At 49.3% G+C, this 17,512-nt stretch carries 17 protein-coding genes and 1 other annotated feature; all 17 genes read left to right on the forward strand.

The window, feature by feature from the left end; all coding sequences use genetic code 11:
* Nucleotides 1–96: 96 nt before the first annotated feature.
* Entirely contained in the window at nt 97–1,320 is a 1,224-nt protein-coding gene (locus tag KKH3_RS08725; protein ID WP_039358210.1) for an L-lactate MFS transporter, read from the forward strand.
* 256 nt (nt 1,321–1,576) lie between these two features.
* On the forward strand, nt 1,577–2,914 hold the full coding sequence (gene ugpB, locus KKH3_RS08730; RefSeq protein ID WP_039358213.1) for a sn-glycerol-3-phosphate ABC transporter substrate-binding protein UgpB: 1,338 nt from the start codon (nt 1,577–1,579) through the stop codon (nt 2,912–2,914).
* Nucleotides 2,915–2,944: 30 nt separating this feature from the next.
* Complete coding sequence (locus KKH3_RS08735; protein WP_039358216.1) at nt 2,945–3,793, forward strand: glycerophosphodiester phosphodiesterase family protein; 849 nt, start codon at nt 2,945–2,947, stop codon at nt 3,791–3,793.
* Between the two features lie 152 nt (nt 3,794–3,945).
* On the forward strand, nt 3,946–4,827 hold the full coding sequence (gene htpX / locus KKH3_RS08740) for a protease HtpX (protein ID WP_010297866.1): 882 nt from the start codon (nt 3,946–3,948) through the stop codon (nt 4,825–4,827).
* 354 nt (nt 4,828–5,181) lie between these two features.
* Nucleotides 5,182–6,348, forward strand: a complete 1,167-nt coding sequence (ogl, locus tag KKH3_RS08745) for an oligogalacturonate lyase (protein ID WP_010275714.1) — start codon at nt 5,182–5,184, stop codon at nt 6,346–6,348.
* Between the two features lie 214 nt (nt 6,349–6,562).
* Nucleotides 6,563–7,354 carry a DNA-binding transcriptional regulator KdgR gene (kdgR, locus tag KKH3_RS08750; RefSeq protein WP_039358218.1) on the forward strand — a complete coding sequence of 264 codons (792 nt, stop codon included), beginning with the start codon at nt 6,563–6,565 and terminating at the stop codon, nt 7,352–7,354.
* Nucleotides 7,355–7,538: 184 nt separating this feature from the next.
* Nucleotides 7,539–7,802 carry a YebO family protein gene (locus KKH3_RS08755; protein ID WP_039358221.1) on the forward strand — a complete coding sequence of 88 codons (264 nt, stop codon included), beginning with the start codon at nt 7,539–7,541 and terminating at the stop codon, nt 7,800–7,802.
* 127 nt (nt 7,803–7,929) lie between these two features.
* Nucleotides 7,930–9,330: an amino acid permease gene (locus KKH3_RS08760; protein ID WP_039358224.1), complete on the forward strand. Its 1,401-nt coding sequence runs from the start codon at nt 7,930–7,932 to the stop codon at nt 9,328–9,330.
* 256 nt (nt 9,331–9,586) lie between these two features.
* Complete coding sequence (gene thrS / locus KKH3_RS08765) at nt 9,587–11,515, forward strand: threonine--tRNA ligase (RefSeq protein WP_039358227.1); 1,929 nt, start codon at nt 9,587–9,589, stop codon at nt 11,513–11,515.
* A 2-nt stretch (nt 11,516–11,517) separates the two neighbouring features.
* Nucleotides 11,518–12,060 (forward strand): translation initiation factor IF-3, encoded by a 543-nt coding sequence (gene infC, locus KKH3_RS21680; RefSeq protein WP_071822580.1) that lies wholly within the window; start codon nt 11,518–11,520, stop codon nt 12,058–12,060.
* A 95-nt stretch (nt 12,061–12,155) separates the two neighbouring features.
* The gene (rpmI, locus tag KKH3_RS08775; RefSeq protein WP_010275699.1) at nt 12,156–12,353 is read left to right on the forward strand and encodes a 50S ribosomal protein L35; all 198 of its coding nucleotides are present in this window, start codon (nt 12,156–12,158) and stop codon (nt 12,351–12,353) included.
* Nucleotides 12,354–12,396: 43 nt separating this feature from the next.
* Complete coding sequence (gene rplT, locus KKH3_RS08780) at nt 12,397–12,753, forward strand: 50S ribosomal protein L20 (protein WP_005968887.1); 357 nt, start codon at nt 12,397–12,399, stop codon at nt 12,751–12,753.
* An 89-nt stretch (nt 12,754–12,842) separates the two neighbouring features.
* Nucleotides 12,843–12,967 (forward strand) — a sequence feature (Phe leader region).
* Nucleotides 12,848–12,892, forward strand: a complete 45-nt coding sequence (pheM, locus tag KKH3_RS22255) for a pheST operon leader peptide PheM (RefSeq protein WP_106120997.1) — start codon at nt 12,848–12,850, stop codon at nt 12,890–12,892. (Overlaps the previous feature by 45 nt.)
* Before the next feature lie 143 nt (nt 12,968–13,110).
* On the forward strand, nt 13,111–13,569 hold the full coding sequence (tnpA, locus tag KKH3_RS08785) for an IS200/IS605 family transposase (RefSeq protein ID WP_039358229.1): 459 nt from the start codon (nt 13,111–13,113) through the stop codon (nt 13,567–13,569).
* A 217-nt stretch (nt 13,570–13,786) separates the two neighbouring features.
* A complete protein-coding gene (pheS, locus tag KKH3_RS08790; RefSeq protein WP_010275686.1) occupies nt 13,787–14,770 on the forward strand; it encodes a phenylalanine--tRNA ligase subunit alpha in 984 nt (327 codons plus the stop codon).
* A gap of 14 nt (nt 14,771–14,784) precedes the next feature.
* Entirely contained in the window at nt 14,785–17,172 is a 2,388-nt protein-coding gene (pheT, locus tag KKH3_RS08795) for a phenylalanine--tRNA ligase subunit beta (protein ID WP_039358233.1), read from the forward strand.
* A 4-nt stretch (nt 17,173–17,176) separates the two neighbouring features.
* Nucleotides 17,177–17,473 carry an integration host factor subunit alpha gene (gene ihfA / locus KKH3_RS08800; protein WP_009112984.1) on the forward strand — a complete coding sequence of 99 codons (297 nt, stop codon included), beginning with the start codon at nt 17,177–17,179 and terminating at the stop codon, nt 17,471–17,473.
* The last annotated feature ends 39 nt before the right edge of the window (nt 17,474–17,512 follow it).

The following is a 17,512-nucleotide window of genomic DNA, read 5'->3' on the forward strand; positions in this document are numbered from 1 at the left end:
TGACAGTGTTTTGATGGATTTTCTCTTCTCCACATCAGCTTATATTTTTTAGCGTGCCGAGTGAATCGGACCAATTTTTGATGTAGGGGAAAGCCCATGAATACCAAACCTGTTAACCGGGGATTGATTGTCCTCGGTACGATCATCACCCAAATGGGACTCGGCACGATTTACACCTGGAGTTTATTCAACCAGCCGCTGGTGGACAAATTCGGCTGGACGCTGAGTTCAGTGGCGACGACGTTTTCCATTACCAGTTTCTGTCTGGCCTTTGCCACGCTGTTTGCCGGTAAATTTCAGGAACGTATTGGCCTGCGCCGCTTAACGATGATCGCCGGTATCGCGCTGGGTGCAGGCCTGATGGCGAGTGCGGCAAGCCCGTCGCTGACGCTGATTTATCTGCTGATGGGGGTTGTTGTCGGTTTCGCGGATGGCACGGCTTACATTACGACGCTGTCCAATTTGATCAAATGGTTCCCTAACCGGAAAGGGCTGATTGCGGGTATCTCTGTTGGCGCCTTTGGTACTGGAAGCCTGCTGTTCAAATACGTAAACAGTTTTTTGATTGCGGAAGTCGGTGTGTCAGAAGCCTTTTTCTACTGGGGCATTATCGTCATGGCGATGATTCTGGTCGGTAGCTCACTGCTGAAAGAACCTGCTGCGGTGCCAGTTCAGCAGGCTGTGGTTCAGGGGCAGACGCGTGATTTCTCGCTGGCTGAAATGCTGGCGACCAAAGAATCGTATTTGCTGTTTATTATCTTCTTCACTGCATGCATGAGCGGCCTGTACTTGATCGGTATTGTGAAGGATATCGGTGTGCAAATGGCCGGAATGGATATGGCGACGGCGGCCAATGCAGTGTCTGCGATTGCGATTTTTAATACCGTTGGGCGTATTGTACTTGGCGCACTTTCCGATAATGTCGGACGTATGCGGGTGATCAGCTTTACGCTGTTCGTGACGATTCTGGCCGTATCCGTGATGACGTTCCTGCCACTTAATCCGATTCTGTTCTTTGCCTGTGTCAGCGCGATTGCCTTCTGCTTTGGCGGCAATATCACGGTGTTCCCGGCGATTGTTGGCGACTTCTTCGGCCTGAAAAATCACAGCAAAAACTACGGCGTGATTTATCAAGGGTTCGGTATCGGTGCGTTGTCTGGCTCGTTTATCGCCGCACAGTTAGGGGGATTCCAGGCCACCTTTATGGCAATCATCATTATGTCGGTCATCTCGCTACTGATTACCCTGTGGGTTAAACCACCGAAACATCAACCTGTTGAAGCCTCAATGCGTACGGATATGGCACACGCACAGAGCTAATCGAATACCGTGGCGAGCAGTTGAAGGACTGCCCGCCACAACGTTTTCTGACGTAAGGCTTTTCTGCCATAAGATGTCTCCTCTCTATACCTGCTGAAATATCGCGATACAGTTCATCACCTCCCAGTCATCTACGTGTCACAGGCGAACCCTAGCGTCGTTACCAGTTCGCCTTTTTCCTAAAACACGTTTTCCAAAATGAAATTTTCCTAAAACAACGCGATTTTCCTAAAAAAATCGTACCGGAGAAAACATCATGATGATTCGGTTTGGGTTCTCGTCTGTTTTTTGGATGCTGCTAAGTGTGGTCTTGCTCATTCCGCTGTCTGCCAAGGCGGCTGTTGAGCTGACGTTTTGGCATGGCATGGATAGCAACCTGAACACGGAGTTGATACGGCTGGTCAACCGGTTTAACGAGTCTCAGACGATGTATCATGTTGAGCCTATCTATAAGGGCAGCTATGAACAGACGCTGGCTGCGGGGATTGCCGCGTATCGCACCGGTAATGCACCGGATATTTTGCAGGTTTATGATGTCGGTACGCCGAATATGATACACAGCGGGGCGATTATCCCAGTGTTCGACCTGTTCAAACAGGCTGGTATCGAAAATGATGAAAAAGCCTTTCTGCCCGCGGTGGCGCTATTTTATAGCGACAGCCAGACCGGGCATCTGATTTCCCAACCGTTTAACAGTTCAACCCCCGTGCTCTACTACAACAAAGATGCGTTTATTAAAGCGGGACTCGATCCTGATAAGCCGCCACTTACCTGGAATGAGCTGGCGTACGACGCGACGCGACTGCGTGAGAGTGGAATGACCTGTGGTTATACGAATGCAGGGCAGCAGGGCTGGATATTGCTGGAAGCCTTTAGCGTGTGGAACGGACTGCCGATCGCGACGAAAAACAATGGTTTTGACGGTGTCGATACGCACTTGTTGGTGAATGGTCCGTTGCAGGTCGCACACATCGCCCAGCTTGCGGAAATGATGAAGAAGAAAGCGTTCAGTTATTTTGGTCGTAATGACGAAGGGACTACGCGCTTTTATAACGGCGATTGCGGCATATTGACCACGTCATCGGGTGGGCTACGCAAGATTCAGAATTATGCAAAATTTCACTACGGCGTTGGGATGCTGCCTTACAGCGAAGAAGCGAAAGGTGCGCCGCAAAATACATTCATCGGAGGGGCAAGTCTCTGGGTCATGAAAGGGAAACCGGCATCACATTATCAAGGGATCGCTGAATTCCTGCATTTCCTCACGCTGCCGGAGAATGCCGCAGAATGGCATCAGATGACGGGCTATTTGCCGGTGACACTGCCAGCCTACGATCTGACGCGTGAGCAGGGATTTTATGCCCGATATCCCGGTAGCGATATTGCCATGAAACAGATAACGAATAAACCGCCGCTGCCTTATACGCGTGGGTTTCGCTTGGGTAATATGCCGCAAATTCGCACCATCATGGATGAAGAACTGGAGAAAGTCTGGGCAGAGCAGGAAACGCCGCAGCAGGCGCTAGACAATGTGGTTTCGCGGGGAGATCGTCTGTTGCAGCATTTTGCTCAGTCGGTTTCCCGCCGTTCGTGATAGTCCCCGCTTATTTGGAGCTTTCGACTGATGACAAGGCAAAGTAAAGGCATCACTCAGGAATTAATCGCGGTACAAAATCCTACGGTGCTGAGCGTAGCACATCGCGGCGTCTGGGCATCGGCACCGGAAAATTCGCTGGCGGCGCTGCGCGAAGCTATTCGTCTGGGCGTTGACATCGTGGAAATCGATGCACAATTAACGGCAGATAGCCACGTTGTCGTGATTCATGATGACACGCTCGATCGCACGAGCGATATGCGTGGTTGCATTGGCAAGATGATGCTGGCGGAGATTCGTCAGGCACGTCTACGCGGGAGTAATGGCGGTTCGGCATGGCCATTGAGTAACGAAAAAGTCCCGCTGTTGTATGAAGTTCTTGAAGAGGCTCGAGGGCGTATAGTCGTCAATGTTGATGTCAAACATGAGCACGAATTTGGTGTGATCGCCCGTGATATTCGCGATAAAGGCTTGAGCGCCGGCGTGATCATGAAAAGTCCGGTGGATCTTGCCTCTGCCCGTTTTCCCATTTCATCACCGTTGCGGGATACCCAAATACCCTACATGCCGATGATCCACTTCAGACGGGGGGAAACCGTCGATATTTTGCGACAGATTGATGACATTGGCGTTGCCATTGTGGAAGCCCGCTTTGATCATATTGAGACGTTGACTGAGGCGTATACCGAGTTTCAACGGCTTGGCGTGCGGATTTGGGTAAACACACTGGATTGCTCACATTCACTCGATTACAGCGACAGGCGAGCTTTAGTCAACCCTGACGCGGTATGGGGCGCATTAATTCACGCTGGTGTGGGGGCGATTCAGGTGGATCACGCTGCCGCATTGATCGATTTCCGTTCAACATTGTTACGCTGACGTATCAGGCAGGACGCCGCTTTCCTTTTGAAAAATGTAAAGTTATGTGGATTTAGTAACTGAAAAGTTAAGAATGCTTGAAAATGCCACGACAACCCATACGATGTATGTGTTGCAAACTTTATTTTTCTGCGAGAGGAAATCAGACCTTTATGATGCGTATTGCGCTTTTCCTGATCACCAACCTGGCGGTGATGTTGGTTTTCGGGCTGGTACTCAGCCTGACGGGAATTCAGTCCAGCAGTGTCCAGGGCTTAATGATTATGGCTGGGCTGTTTGGCTTTGGCGGTGCGTTTGTTTCACTGCTGATGTCTAAATGGATGGCGTTACGGTCCGTTGGCGGTGAAGTCATTGAACAACCACGTAACGAAACTGAACGCTGGCTGATGGAAACGGTTCGTTCACAGTCACAGCAGGCTGGGATCGCGATGCCACAGGTGGCAATCTATCATGCACCGGACATCAATGCGTTCGCAACGGGAGCACGCCGTGATGCATCGCTGGTGGCGGTGAGTACCGGTTTGCTGCAAAACATGAGCCGTGACGAAGCGGAAGCCGTTATTGCGCATGAAATTAGCCACATCGCGAATGGCGACATGGTGACGATGACGTTGGTTCAGGGGATCGTAAACACCTTCGTTATCTTTATCTCTCGTTTGATCGCACAGGTCGTTTCCGGTTTCCTGTCCGGCAACCGTGACGAAGGTGAAAGCAGCAACGGCAACCCGCTGGTTTACTTTGCTGTTGCGACCGTACTGGAACTGGTGTTTGGTATTCTTGCCAGCATCATCACCATGTGGTTCTCACGCTACCGTGAATTCCATGCGGATGCCGGTTCAGCCAAGCTGGTGGGGCGTGAGAAAATGATCGCTGCACTGCAACGCTTGAAGACCAGCTATGAGCCGCAGGAAGAGAGCAGCATGATGGCTTTTTGCATTAACGGAAAATCGAAGTCCTTCAGTGAACTGTTCATGTCACACCCACCGTTGGATAAGCGTATCGAAGCGCTGCGTTCCGGCGAATACCTGAAGTAATTCAAGAACTATCTTCCCAACGTTATCTTCCCAAAGGCCCATTCGGGCCTTTGTTATTTCTGCGCTTATGGGTTCATCGAACCTGCATTTTCTCCGCCTGAATGCTTTCATTAGATCTGAAACAGGTGGTGAAAATATGAAGAATGTTTTATAAAATAAAACCACGATCACGGAAAAATGAAACATTGTTTCTATAATGCCGGTATAACAGGCGTCTCGCGTGAGATTGGTGGCCTGATTTTTGAACAACCAGTGTCGGGATGACCGATGTATCGGGCGTTCGAAATATCAGGTTATCGAAGAGTATGCGCGTGTGGCGTCAGATTCTTCATGATAAGTTCTAAGGATTTACGGATGGCCAAAGGTAACAAGATCCCCCTAACGTTTCATACCTACCAGGATTCAGCAACCGGCACCGAAGTTGTGCGCTTAACCCCACCCGATGTTATCTGTCATCGCAACTATTTCTATCAGAAGTGTTTCTTCAATGACGGCAGCAAGCTGCTGTTTGGCGCTGCGTTTGATGGCCCGTGGAATTACTATCTGCTGGATTTAAAAGAGCAGAGCGCTACGCAGTTGACGGAAGGCAAAGGCGACAATACTTTCGGTGGTTTCCTGTCTCCGAATGACGATGCGCTCTATTACGTTAAAAATACCCGTAATCTGATGCGTGTCGATCTGGCTACGCTGGAAGAGAAAACGATTTATCAGGTACCTGACGATTGGGTCGGCTACGGTACCTGGGTTGCCAACTCTGATTGCACCAAAATGGTCGGTATTGAGATCAAAAAAGAAGACTGGAAACCACTGACCGATTGGAAAAAATTCCAGGAATTCTATTTCACCAATCCTTGCTGTCGTCTGATTCGCGTCGATTTGATAACCGGTGAGGCTGAGACTATTCTTCAGGAAAACCAGTGGCTGGGTCACCCAATCTACCGTCCGGGTGATGACAACACGGTGGCTTTCTGCCACGAAGGTCCACATGACCTGGTTGATGCACGTATGTGGTTCATCAACGAAGATGGCACCAACATGCGTAAAGTGAAAGAGCATGCGGAAGGCGAAAGCTGCACTCACGAATTCTGGGTTCCAGATGGTTCAGCGATGATTTACGTCTCTTACCTTAAAGATGATACCAATCGCTATATCCGCAGCATCGATCCCGTTACGCTAGAAGATCGCCAACTGCGTGTAATGCCGCCGTGTTCTCACCTGATGAGTAACTATGATGGTACGCTGCTGGTGGGTGATGGTTCCGATGCGCCAGTCGACGTGCAGGATGATGGCGGTTACAAAATTGAGAACGATCCGTTCCTGTATGTTTTCAATCTGAAAACCGGCAAAGAACATCGTATTGCGCAGCACAATACCTCTTGGGACGTGCTGGAAGGGGACCGTCAGGTTACTCACCCGCACCCGTCCTTCACGCCGGATAATAAACAAGTCCTGTTTACTTCTGACGTAGATGGAAAACCTGCACTGTATCTGGCGAAGGTTCCTGATTCAGTCTGGCACTAATAATACTAATAAATCCGCGTCACACTTTATGGCGCGGATTATTTTAAAATATTTTCTTACATATTATTTTATTAAGTCTCTGACGCGGTTATTTCTCAAACTTAACTTGATTATCGTTATTGCTCCATTGCCATAATCAAAGCGTTCCCTTTATACTAAAACCATTGTTCTATTTTTTTTAAAACAAAAAAACCTGAGTAGGGTAACCACAAAAATGGCTAGTGCAGATTTAGATAAACAACCCGATTCCGTGTCGTCCGTTTTAAAGGTTTTTGGTATTTTACAGGCATTAGGTGAAGAGAGAGAAATTGGTATTACCGAGCTTTCTCAGCGCGTGATGATGTCCAAGAGTACCGTTTACCGCTTCTTGCAGACGATGAAATCCTTGGGCTATGTTGCGCAGGAAGGTGAATCAGAGAAATATTCGCTGACGCTCAAGTTGTTTGAACTTGGGGCAAAAGCATTGCAGAACGTAGATTTAATCCGCAGTGCGGATATACAGATGCGTGAGTTGTCTGCACTAACGCGGGAAACAATCCACCTTGGCGCGTTGGATGAAGACGGCATCGTTTATATCCACAAGATTGATTCGATGTATAACCTGCGTATGTATTCACGTATTGGTCGCCGCAATCCGCTGCACAGTACCGCAATTGGTAAAGTGCTGTTGGCATGGCGTGACCGTAACGAAGTGGAAGAGGTTCTGTCGACCGTTGAATTCACTCGCAGTACGCCACATACGCTATGTTCTGCTGATGCGCTTCTCAACCAATTGGATGTCGTGCGTGAGCAAGGCTACGGAGAAGACAACGAAGAGCAAGAAGAAGGGCTGCGGTGTATCGCCGTGCCGGTATTCGATCGCTTTGGCGTGGTGATTGCGGGTCTCAGTATTTCGTTCCCAACCATTCGTTTTTCAGAAGAAAACAAACACGACTATGTCGCGACGCTGCACACCGCAGCCAGAAATATCTCTGAGCAAATGGGCTACCACGATTACCCTTTCTGATACTCCCTATTAATGCCTGAGCCTGTCCTTGCCGACAGGCTTTTTTTATTTTTACACCAATACGATAGCGGTGCGCATCAACACGATGTGGATAACGGATAGGGTTGGGTATCGAACTTGGCTATGTCACGGTGGTAAGATAGCCCACAGGTATCTGTCATAAGTGGTTATAAGTGGAGTCGTTGTGAACATATTAGAAGTGGTTTTTGTCTTGCTGATTGTGCTGCTGGCTGCGCTGGTCTGGTTTTTTGTTAATCGTGCGAGTGTCAGAGCGAATGAGCAAGTGAAATTGCTGCAAGAGGTCGTAGAGCAGCAACGCCAGCAGTTAGCGTTATTGAAAAAATTGCTGCCCCAGAATGCAGAGAAAAATGAGCCTGAAGCGCTTGCCGCTGAGCGCGATCGTGATGATGTGGAGTTAACGTTTAAAAGCGTCATCCCAGAACGTTAATGGCTTAATCACTGTGTAACGCGTAAAACACCTATCCCTTTGCCTGCTTACGTCATCCTTCATGCTGATGGCGTGAGCGGGCATTGTTATAAAATGAAGAAGGCTTTACAGGAAGCACAAAAACAACATGGCAAATGTTCAAAACAACATAGCAACTGATCAACAGGAATTGGTTTTAAAACGAGGGTTAAAGAACCGACATATTCAACTGATTGCGCTGGGTGGTGCGATTGGTACCGGATTGTTTTTAGGGATATCGCAAACTATCCAAATGGCAGGGCCGTCCGTTTTATTTGGCTATGCGATTGCTGGAATGATTGCGTTTCTGATTATGCGACAGCTGGGTGAGATGGTGGTGGAAGAACCCGTAGCGGGTTCATTTAGCCATTTTGCCTATAAGTACTGGGGCGATTTTGCGGGCTTTCTGGCCGGTTGGAACTACTGGGCGATGTTTATTCTGGTCGGGATGGCTGAACTGACTGCCGTGGGGATTTATATCCAATACTGGTGGCCTGAAACGCCAACCTGGCTGTCCGCCGCAATATTCTTTGTGCTGATCAACCTTATCAATCTGGTTAATGTGCGGATGTTTGGGGAAACAGAATTCTGGTTTGCCCTTATTAAAGTCCTTGCCATCGTTGGGATGATTGTCTTCGGTAGTTGGCTGCTACTGAGTGGCAATGGCGGCGAAACGGCAACGGTGCGTAACTTATGGATCCACGGTGGATTCATGCCAAATGGCGCAAGCGGATTGATCATGGCGATGGCAGTGATCATGTTTTCATTCGGCGGTCTGGAATTAGTGGGGATTACCGCTGCCGAAGCGGCCGATCCGAAGCGTTCTATTCCGCAGGCGACCAATCAGGTGGTCTATCGCATCCTGATTTTCTATATCGGCGCACTCTCTATTTTGTTATCGCTTTATCCGTGGGGAAAGGTTGTCGATGGCGGGAGCCCGTTTGTTCTGATTTTCCAGGCGCTGAATAGCAATATAGTGGCAAACGTCCTTAACATAGTGGTACTCACGGCGGCATTATCAGTTTACAACAGCGGCGTGTACTGCAATAGCCGGATGCTGTACGGTTTGGCAAAACAGGGAAATGCGCCGAGATCTCTTGCGAAGGTCAACGCACGCGGTGTCCCCGTTCGTTCTATCGTGCTGTCAGCATTAGCGACATCGTTCGGTGTAGCGATCAACTACCTAATGCCAGGCAAAGCCTTTGAGCTGTTGATGGCGCTGGTGGTCTCGACGCTGGTGATTAACTGGATCATGATCTGCTTTGCGCACCTGCGTTTCCGCCAGGTGATGATAGAGAAGGGGGTTGTTCCTGCGTTTAAAGCCTTCTGGTATCCGTGGGGTAACTATCTGTGTCTGGCGTTTCTGGCGGGGATTCTGGTGATTATGCTGCTGTCTCCAGGGATTCGCATTTCGGTCATCTTAATTCCGTTCTGGGTTGCCGCTATTTGGCTTGGCTTCCGATTCTCCCGCAAAAATAATGCATCGCTGAAATCCGTGCAGACACGGTAAACACTCTGTGGCCTGTTCATTACGATGCAAAGATGAACAGGCTATCCATCCGGCTTTAACACGCAAGTTATAAGGTGTATTATTGCCCCGACGTTATCTATGTCACGCTAATGCGTACCTTGAGTGTTCGCATCATGTGTATATATTTCACAGAGTAAAGAGAAATAGCATGGTTAACACTTTTGATTTTCAATTGATATACGATTTTTGCATGTGAGCTTTCGTGTGGCTCACCACTGTAAATAAGGGAATTATAATGCCAGTTATCACCCTTCCTGATGGAAGTCAGCGTCATTACGACCACGCCGTTTCTCCCCTCGATGTTGCACTTGATATTGGTCCCGGTCTGGCAAAAGCCTGTATCGCTGGACGTGTCAATGGCGAATTGGTTGACGCTAGCGATAAGATCGATACTGATGCGCAGTTAGCCATCATTACCGCCAAAGATGAAGCCGGTCTGGAAATTATTCGCCACTCCTGTGCGCACTTGCTGGGTCATGCGATTAAGCAACTGTGGCCAGATACCAAAATGGCGATTGGTCCAGTTATCGATAACGGTTTTTACTATGACGTTGATATCGACCGTACCCTGACTCAGGAAGATATTGAGCTGCTCGAAAAGCGTATGCACGAGCTTGCTGACACCGACTATGACGTCATTAAGAAAAAAGTCAGTTGGCAGGAAGCACGCGATGCGTTCGCGGCACGCGGTGAGACCTACAAAATGGCGATTTTGGATGAGAACATCAGTCGCGACGATCGTCCAGGTCTGTATCACCATGAAGAATACATCGATATGTGCCGTGGTCCGCACGTACCGAATATGCGTTTCTGTCATCATTTCAAATTGCAGAAAACGTCCGGCGCTTACTGGCGTGGTGACAGCAAAAACAAAATGCTGCAACGCATCTACGGCACCGCATGGGCGGATAAAAAGCAACTGGCTTCTTATCTGCAACGTCTTGAAGAGGCGTCTAAGCGCGACCACCGCAAAATCGGCAAACAGCTTGACCTGTACCATATGCAGGAAGAAGCGCCGGGTATGGTATTCTGGCACAACGACGGCTGGACGATCTTCCGCGAGCTGGAAGCATTTGTGCGCATGAAGCTTAAGTCGTACCAGTATCAGGAAGTAAAAGGTCCATTCATGATGGATCGCGTGATGTGGGAAAAAACCGGTCACTGGGAAAACTACAAAGAAGCGATGTTCACAACGTCATCTGAAAACCGTGAATACTGCATCAAGCCGATGAACTGCCCAGGCCACGTACAGATTTTCAATCAGGGATTGAAGTCATACCGCGATCTACCGCTGCGTATGGCTGAGTTCGGTAGCTGTCACCGTAATGAGCCATCAGGCTCTCTGCATGGCTTAATGCGCGTGCGTGGCTTCACACAGGATGATGCGCACATCTTCTGTACGGAAGAGCAGGTTCGTGATGAAGTGAACAGTTGCATCAAGATGGTGTATGACATGTACAGCACCTTCGGTTTTGAAAAAATCGTAGTGAAACTGTCTACACGTCCTGAAAAACGTATTGGTAGCGATGAAATGTGGGATCGCGCTGAAACCGATTTGGCCGCCGCGTTGACTGAAAATAACATCGAATTCGCCTATCAGCCGGGTGAAGGGGCGTTCTACGGCCCAAAAATTGAATTTACCCTGCATGACTGTTTGGATCGAGCATGGCAGTGTGGTACGGTGCAACTCGACTTTTCATTACCGGGTCGTCTGAACGCGTCTTACGTTGGCGAAAGCAACGAGCGTCAGGTGCCGGTTATGATTCACCGGGCTATTTTGGGATCAATGGAGCGTTTCATCGGTATTCTGACCGAAGAATTCGCCGGTTTCTTCCCAACCTGGTTGGCTCCGGTTCAAGCGGTGATTATAAATATCACCGATAGCCAGTCTGATTATGTCAATGAATTGACCCGAAAACTGCAAGAAGCGGGCATTCGTGTAAAAGCAGACTTGAGAAATGAGAAGATAGGCTTTAAAATCCGCGAACACACTTTACGCCGGGTTCCCTACATGCTGGTTTGTGGCGACAAAGAAGTCGAGACAGGAAAAGTTGCTGTCCGCACTCGTCGTGGTAAAGACCTTGGGAGCCTAGATGTCAGTGAAGTTATCAGTAAGCTGCAGCAAGAGATTCGCAGCCGTAGTCTTCATCAATTGGAGGTATAGGTATTAAAGGCGGAAAACGAGTTCAACCGGCGCGTCCTAATCGCATCAACAGAGAGATTCGCGCACATGAGGTACGCCTGTCAGGCGTCGAAGGCGAACAGCTGGGCATCGTAAGTCTAAATGAAGCATTAGAAAAAGCCGAAGAAGCCGGTGTTGATTTAGTTGAAATCAGTCCGAACGCCGAGCCGCCGGTTTGCCGAATTATGGATTACGGCAAGTTCCTTTATGAGAAGAGTAAGGCCACAAAGGAACAGAAGAAAAAACAAAAAGTTATTCAGGTTAAGGAAATCAAATTCCGACCTGGTACCGATGATGGCGACTATCAGGTCAAACTACGCAACCTGATTCGCTTTCTTGAAGATGGTGACAAAGCCAAAATCACACTGCGTTTCCGTGGTCGTGAAATGGCGCACCAACAGATTGGTATCGAAGTGCTTAACCGCGTTCGTGACGATCTGAGTGAACTGGCAGTTGTCGAATCCTTCCCATCGAAGATCGAAGGCCGTCAGATGATCATGGTGCTAGCACCGAAGAAGAAACAGTAAGGCATTCAAGTAGCAAGACCGTACAACCTTTGTGTTGTGCGGCTTTGTTCGCCTTATCTGATTCGTTTTATTAACAATGCGAAGTGGAAATAACAATGCCAAAGATTAAAACAGTACGTGGCGCCGCTAAACGCTTTAAAAAAACCGCAAGCGGTGGTTTTAAGCGTAAGCATGCTAACCTGCGTCATATTCTGACCAAAAAGTCTACTAAACGTAAACGTCACCTGCGTCCAAAAGGTCTGGTCTCCAAAGGGGATCTGGGTCTTGTTATCGCATGTCTGCCGTACGCATAAGTAACCTTTTTTTAATTCAGAATAAGACTTTAGGAGAGAGCATATGGCTCGCGTAAAACGTGGTGTAGTTGCCCGTGCACGTCACAAGAAAATATTGAAACAAGCGAAAGGTTACTACGGTGCCCGTTCGCGTGTTTATCGTGTTGCCTTCCAGGCAGTAATCAAAGCTGGTCAATACGCTTACCGCGACCGTCGTCAACGTAAACGTCAATTCCGCCAGCTGTGGATTGCACGTATCAATGCGGCAGCTCGTCAAAACGGCTTGTCTTACAGCAAATTCATCAACGGCCTGAAAAAAGCCTCTGTTGAAATTGACCGTAAGATTCTGGCTGATATCGCAGTATTCGATAAGTTAGCGTTCAGCGCGCTGGTCGAAAAAGCGAAAGCAGCACTGGCGTAAGTCAGTTGAGAGAGGGAGCTTTGGCTCCCTCTTTTCGTCGAGTGAGTGCTACATTTTTGGTTTTTTATTATTTACAAGACAAGGTAACGCAAGTATGAACGCTGCTATTTTCCGTTTCTTTTTTTACTTTAGCGCCTGAACTCAGGGGGCTTTGCGCGTAAGAAAAGAAACGAAAAGTAGCGCTTAAGCCTCCCCATAGGGAGGCTTTTTTGTTGTGCCCAGAAAACCCCCAGCTAGGCTGGGGGTTCAGTAAAGCTTTCAGCTTTGAGCCAGTTATAAAAACCCCTTTTGATTTGTTAAAACAGTTTGCGGTCTGGCAACTGCAAAGGTCCAACAAGAAATCAAAAGGGGGTCCCAATGAGGGACGAAAAGAGCTTAGCGCACACCCGATGGAACTGTAAATATCACATAGTTTTTGCGCCGAAGTACCGAAGGCAGGTGTTCTACGGGGAAAAACGCAGAGCGATTGGCAGCATTTTAAGAAAGCTGTGCGAATGGAAAAACGTGAATATTCTGGAAGCTGAATGCTGTGTGGATCACATCCACATGCTTCTAGAGATCCCGCCCAAGATGAGTGTCTCGGGATTTATGGGGTACCTGAAGGGAAAGAGCAGCCTGATGCTTTATGAGCAGTTTGGCGATTTGAAGTTCAAATACCGTAACAGGGAGTTTTGGTGCCGAGGGTATTACGTTGATACGGTAGGAAAAAATACGATCAAGATACAAGAATACATAAAGCACCAACTGGAAGAGGATAAAATGGGAGAGCAACTCTCGATCCCGTATTCTGGTAGCCCGTTTACGGGCGGTAAGTAACCCATAAATGCAAATGTCAGATCGCGATGCGCCTGTTAGGGCGCGGCTGGTAACAGAGCCTTATAGGCGCATATGAAAAACCTCCGGCTATGCCGGAGGATATTTTTTTTACAACAATCGGCTTTTACTCTTGTTTTTAGTAACATTTATCGTTTTGAGTAAAACGACATTCTTCAATCATGACCGTTGGCCACATAGGCAGAAAAAGAGGAACACAATGCCACATCTCGCAGAGCTGGTTGCCAAAGCCAGAACAGCTATAGAAGAGGCTCAGGATGTTACCGCACTGGAAAATGTGCGTGTCGAATATCTGGGTAAAAAAGGTCACTTAACCCTTCAGATGACCTCGCTGCGCGAGTTGCCGGCTGAAGAACGCCCTGCGGCTGGTGCTGTCATTAACCAGGCTAAGCAAGACGTTCAAGACGCGCTGAATGCCCGTAAGCACATGCTGGAATCCGCTGAGTTAAACGCGCGTCTGGCGCAAGAAACCATCGATGTCTCACTGCCAGGACGCACCATTGAAAATGGTGGCTTGCATCCGGTGACCCGTACCATCGATCGCATCGAAACCTTTTTCGGCGAGCTGGGTTTCTCAGTCGTAACCGGGCCAGAAATCGAAGACGACTATCACAACTTTGATGCACTGAATATTCCAGGACATCACCCTGCGCGTGCTGACCACGACACCTTCTGGTTTGATGCAACACGTCTGCTGCGTACACAGACGTCAGGCGTTCAGATTCGTACCATGGAAAAGCAGCAACCGCCTATCCGTATCATCGCGCCGGGCCGTGTTTATCGTAACGATTACGATCAGACCCACACGCCGATGTTCCATCAGATGGAAGGGTTGATCGTCGATAAAGACATCAGCTTCACCAATCTGAAAGGCACGCTGCATGATTTCCTGCGTAATTTCTTTGAGGAAGATTTGCAGGTTCGCTTCCGTCCGTCTTATTTCCCGTTTACCGAACCGTCTGCTGAAGTGGATGTGATGGGTAAAAACGGTAAATGGCTGGAAGTCCTGGGCTGTGGCATGGTGCACCCGAATGTCCTGCGTAATGTCGGCATCGACCCAGAAGTGTATTCCGGCTTCGCGTTCGGTATGGGCATGGAGCGTCTGACGATGTTGCGCTATGGCGTGACCGATCTGCGTGCATTCTTCGAAAACGATCTGCGTTTCCTCAAACAGTTTAAGTAAGGCGGGTATACATCATGAAATTCAGTGAACTCTGGTTACGCGAGTGGGTAAACCCGGCAGTTGACAGTGAAACGTTATCTGAACAGATCACGATGGCAGGGCTGGAAGTGGATGGCGTAGAGCCTGTTGCTGGTGCATTTAACGGCGTGGTTGTCGGTGAAGTGGTTGAATGTGGACAGCACCCGAATGCAGACAAACTGCGTGTGACGAAAGTGAATGTAGGCGGTGAGCGCCCGCTGGACATCGTCTGTGGCGCACCAAACTGCCGTCAGGGTCTGAAAGTGGCCGTGGCGACGGTAGGGGCTGTGCTGCCGGGCGACTTCAAAATTAAAGCCGCCAAACTGCGTGGCGAGCCGTCTGAAGGCATGCTGTGCTCATTTTCCGAGTTGGGTATTTCCGACGATCACGATGGCATCATCGAGCTGCCAGTCGATGCGCCAATTGGTACAGATATTCGTGAGTATCTGAAGCTGGATGACAACGCGATTGAAATCAGCGTGACGCCAAATCGTGCTGATTGCTTAGGCATTATCGGTGTGGCGCGTGATGTCGCCGTGTTGAATCAGCTGGCGTTGAATGAACCGACTATTGAGCCCGTTGCCGCAACGATTCAGGATACGTTCCCGATTCAGGTCGATGCGCCGCAGGCATGCCCGCGTTACTTAGGCCGTGTGGTGAAAGGGATTAACGTGAAGGCGGCAACGCCGCTGTGGATGCGTGAAAAACTGCGCCGCTGTGGTATTCGTTCTATCGATCCGGTGGTTGACGTGACGAACTACGTGCTGCTGGAACTCGGCCAGCCGATGCACGCGTTCGACCTTGACCGTCTCAACGGCGGTATCATCGTGCGTATGGCGAAAGAGGGCGAAGCGCTAACGCTGCTGGATGGTAACGAAGCGAAGCTGAACGCAGATACGCTGGTTATCGCTGACCAGCAGAGTGCGCTGGCGATGGGCGGCATCTTTGGCGGCGAGCATTCTGGCGTCAATGAAGAGACACAAAACGTTCTGCTGGAATGCGCTTACTTCAATCCGCTGTCGATTACAGGGCGCGCACGTCGTCACGGTTTGCACACCGATGCCTCTCACCGCTACGAGCGTGGCGTCGATCCGGCGTTACAGCACAAAGCCATTGAACGCGCGACCCGCCTGCTGATCGACATTTGTGGTGGTGAAGCGGGTCCGGTGGTTGATGTGACCAGCGAGGCAGACTTACCTTCGCGCGCAACGATTACGCTGCGCCGTGAGAAGCTGGATCGCCTGATTGGACATGTAATTGGCGATGAGCAGGTGAGTGATATTCTGCAACGTCTGGGCTGTAACGTCGTGAAAATCGATGCAGGTTGGCAGGCGACGGCACCGAGCTGGCGTTTCGACATGGAAATTGAAGAAGATCTGGTTGAAGAAGTCGCACGTATTTACGGCTACAACAACATTCCGAATATTCCGACTCAGGCACCATTGATCATGACCTCGCATCGCGAAGCGTCACTGTCATTGAAGCGTGTGAAGACATTATTAGTCGATCACGGGTATCAGGAAGCAATTACTTACAGTTTTGTTGACCCGAAAATTCAGGGACTCATTCACCCTAGTGAAGCGTCTTTGAGCTTGCCGAGCCCGATCTCTGCGGAGATGTCGGTAATGCGTTTATCGCTGTGGAGCGGCTTGCTGGGCGCGGCCGTGTATAACCAAAACCGTCAGCAAAGCCGCCTGCGCCTGTTTGAAAGCGGTCTGCGTTTTGTACCGGACAGCAGTGCTGACCTAGGTATTCGCCAAGATCTGATGCTGGCAGGTGTGATTACCGGCACCCGTTATGAAGAGCATTGGGATCTGGCGCGTCAGACTGTTGACTTCTATGATTTAAAAGGCGATTTGGAAGCGGTGCTGGCATTGACGGGCAAGTTGTCTGAGGTTGAATTCAAAGCCGAAAATAATCCGGCATTGCATCCAGGACAAAGTGCTGCTATTTATCTGTGCGGAGAACGCATTGGATTTATTGGCGTTATTCACCCAGAACTGGAGCGCAAGTTAGATCTTAACGGGCGCACCGTGGTGTTCGAATTGTTGTGGGATAAGGTCGCAGACCGCATATTGCCTGATGCGAACGAGATTTCCCGCTTCCCGGCGAACCGTCGCGATATCGCCGTTGTGGTTGCTGAAAATGTCCCTGCGGGCGATATTTTGGCCGAGTGTAAGAAAGTTGGCGCAAATCAGTTAGTTGGCGTAAACTTATTCGACGTGTACCGAGGGAAGGGCGTAGCGGAAGGTTATAAGAGTCTGGCTATCAGTCTGACCCTGCAAGATACCACGCGTACACTGGCAGAAGAGGAAATTGCCGCTACCGTTGCAGAATGCGTAGCAGCATTAAAACAGCGATTCCAAGCATCCTTGAGGGATTGAACCTATGGCGCTTACTAAAGCTGAAATGTCAGAATACCTGTTTGAGAAGCTCGGACTGAGCAAACGGGATGCCAAAGAGCTAGTCGAGCTGTTTTTTGAAGAAGTTCGTCGCGCTTTGGAAAATGGCGAACAGGTCAAGTTGTCAGGTTTTGGCAATTTTGATTTGCGAGACAAGAACCAACGTCCGGGACGTAACCCAAAAACTGGCGAAGATATTCCGATTACGGCGCGCCGTGTGGTCACGTTCCGTCCGGGGCAAAAGCTAAAAAGCAGGGTAGAGAACGCCTCTCCCAAAGAGTAACAGTGTCACCCAAAAAGGCCGCGCAAGCGGCCTTTTCCT

It is taken from the genome of Pectobacterium actinidiae, assembly GCF_000803315.1.
Lineage (GTDB): Bacteria > Pseudomonadota > Gammaproteobacteria > Enterobacterales > Enterobacteriaceae > Pectobacterium > Pectobacterium actinidiae.